This is a genomic window from Corallococcus llansteffanensis, assembly GCF_003612055.1.
Taxonomy (GTDB): Bacteria; Myxococcota; Myxococcia; order Myxococcales; family Myxococcaceae; genus Corallococcus; species Corallococcus llansteffanensis.
Genome location: NZ_RAWB01000838.1, coordinates 1 through 3,084 on the forward strand (window position 1 = coordinate 1; position 3,084 = coordinate 3,084).

The window sequence follows — 3,084 nt, forward strand, 5'->3', positions numbered from 1 at the left end:
CGCGTTGCCAATGCCCAGCGCCATCGTGAAGGTGAGGCTCGCGAAGGCGATGGCGATCTGATGCGCGCCCACGCTCGCCGGCCCCAGCCGCGCGGCCAGCACGCCCGCCAGCGCGAAGACGCCCACCTCCGCCGCGATGTGCAGGCCAATGGGCAGCCCCACCCGGAACGCCCGCAGCTGATCCGCGACCACCGGCAACAGGGAAGGCGTCCCCGGCACCGGAATCCCGCGGATCGCGCGCGCCACGATGAGCACCTCCATCGCCGTGCACAGCAGCGTGGACAGCGCCGCGCCCGCCGCGCCCATCGCCGGCACGCGCGTGAGGGGGCCCGCCCACGCGGGCAGGATCTCCCCGCCGAAGACGAACAGCGGCACCATCAGGAGGTTCAGCACGTTGGCCACCACGGTGGACACCACCAGCGGCCGGGGATTCCCGATGGCCTGCAGGTACGCGCGCCCCGTGAGGAAGATGAGCATCAGCGGCAGGCTGGGGGCGCGGAAGTGCAGGAAGGCGCGCACCTGGACGATCTGCTCCTCGGCCACGCCCACCCACGGCAGCGCGGACGGCACCGTGATGAGCACCGCCCACAGCACCGCGCCCACGACCGCGGACAGCCACACGCCCTGCCAGAGCACGCCGCGCGCCCGCACCGGGTTGCGGGCGCCAATGGCCTGCGACACCAGCGGATCCACGCCCATCATCAGCCCCATGCCGAAGCTGCTGACGGCGAAGAAGAGGCTGTGGCTGAGGCCCACCGCGGCCAGCGCGGACGTGCCAGCCCGGCCGACGATGAGCGTGTCCACCAGGCCCATGAGCGACTGGCCCGCCTGCGCGATGCACAGCGGCAGGGCCAGCGCGAGCAGGGCGCGCAGCTCCCCCCGGTTCCGGACCGAGGGGGACGACACGACGGACGGCTCGGTGGCATCGGACGACATGGCGGGGCCTATAGCCTCTTCGGGCGGGGATTGCGCTGCCCGAGCGACGGACGCGCCTCCCCTCCCCGCCTGACCGCCCGCCACCGGGCCGTCACCCCCTCAGGGGTTGGTGACCCGGGGGAAGCGCGTGGTGACCAGCGGCGTCTGGAGGCTGTCCACCTTCGCCACGCGCAGGCCGCCGTCGCTGATGGCGTAGACGTAGTCGTCCGCCATCACGCTGCGACGCACGTCCGGCACGTAGTACCAGCTCCACTGCGGCGACCCCGAGCGCTCGAACAGGTCCGACATGGACACCGCGCCCACCGGGGAGATGCCCGTCGCCAGGTCCACGCGGAACACGCGCAGCTCCGTGCGGAAGCTCCTCCAGTAGTCCTCGCCGTAGTAGCCGTTGGGCGAGTAGTCCGTGAAGGGGATGGCCACCAGCCCCTTGGCCGCGAAGTAGTTGAACGCCTTGTGCTGGTAGAGCGCCTCGCTCCAGCCGTACGCGGTGCCCACGAGCTGGGTGTGGGTCTCCTTCGGGTGCGCCAGGTCGCTGACGTCGAAGAGCGACAGCTTGACCGAACGCTCCCCGCAGCAGCCGCCGTTGGCCTCCGTGTGCACGCCCAGGGTCAGCAGGTGGTGGTCGCCCACCGGGTGCAGGTACGTGGCGAAGCCCGGCACCTTCAGCTCGCCCACCTTGCGCGGGTGCGCCGGGTCGCTCAGGTCGAAGGTGAAGAGCGGATCCACCTGGAGGAAGGTGACGACGTAGCCGCGCGGGCCCGCGAAGCGCGCGCTGAAGATGCGCTCGCCTTCCGCCAGGTCCTCGCTGCGGCCCAGCTCCACCAGGTGCCCGTTCTTCTCGCCCATCGTCGTCACGCGGCTGACCGTCGTCGTGCGGCCCCACCACCACGACGGGTGGTCCTCTTCCGGCAGGCGGGTGGTCACCGTGGTGGCCATGCGCAGCACGCCCTCGTGCTCGTCCAGGGCGAACTGGTTGACGGGCGCGCCCTCCAGCGTGCCAGAGCCCACGTACACCGCGCGGCCCGGCTGGCGGGTGTCGAACTTGTGCACGTAGGTGAAGTCCTTCTGCCCCGGCTCCGGCCACCACCAGTAGTGCGAGTGCGCGAGGTAGAGCGAGTCCTTGGACGCGTACACCGTGCCCGGCTCCGCCACCAGGTGGGTGCGCCCCGGCGCCGCCGTGCGCGCGTCCAGGTCCAGGGAGGCCACCGTCACGAAGCCCAGCGCGGACGGCGCGTTGCTCCGGTAGAAGTCACCGCACGCCACCGGCAGCGCCGTCGTCACGCCGGCCGTGTCCACGTGCTTGCCCGCGGGCAACCACTGGTCCAACGTGTTCGCGCGGATCAGCTTCTCGTTGCGCTCCATCTGCGCATCGATGGCGTCCTCCAGCTTGTCCTCGTCCTTGTAGAGCTCCTCCGAGTAGTCCACCCACAGCTTCACCTCCTCCGGCCAGCGGAAGGTGTCGGCGAGCACGAAGCGCACGGCGCTGTCCACGCGGCGCGCCTGCGTGAAGAGGCCCGGCAGGTAGACCTGATCCACCACCGTGGGGTTCGCCACGTCGGACACGTCCACCGTCGTCACCTTGGTGCTGTCGGCGGAGTAGTACGAGCAGCCGAAGCCCGCGCAGTCCATCGCCGGCGAGGCGACATCCCCCGCGAAGCCGCCGCCGTAGTAGCCGCCGGACGGCTTGCCCGCGAGGCCCTGGTGCACCTGCGAGACGATGACCAGCCGCTGGTGCTCATCCAGCAGCATCTCCCGAGGCCAGCCCTCCACCTCCAGCGAGCCCGCCAGCGTGAGCTGCTCCGCGGGCCACGAGCGGTGCGCGTAGAGCCGGTTGCCCGACAGCACGAAGATGCGCGTGCCGTCGTTCTGCACGAAGTCCGACTCGTGCACGCCCTCCACCTGGTTGTTGGTGCCGGTGGAGTCCTTCGGGGCCTGCGGCGCCGAGCCTCCACCCGCGGAGTCACCCGCGGTCACCTCGGGGGGCATGCCGCCGAAGTCGATGCCCCGGTTGCGGCCGAACCGCTCCCAATACCCCGGCTTCTGCTGCTCCAGGCTCGCGCGCATCTGCTTGGACGCGGTGTCCTCGATGTACTTCTCCAGCGCCTGGCAGTCGTTGAACCCCTCCAGCCGCAGCGACTGCTGCACGGG

General features: G+C 71.2%; 2 protein-coding genes. Both read right to left on the reverse strand.

Annotated features, from left to right (window positions below):
- Positions 1-936, reverse strand: a 936-nt coding sequence (locus D7V93_RS40970) for an MATE family efflux transporter (RefSeq protein ID WP_120648418.1), incomplete at its 3' end; no start/stop codon positions are given.
- A gap of 99 nt (positions 937-1,035) precedes the next feature.
- Positions 1,036-3,084 (reverse strand): beta-propeller domain-containing protein (locus tag D7V93_RS40975; RefSeq protein WP_120648419.1); only part of this gene is annotated, 2,049 nt, incomplete at its 5' end.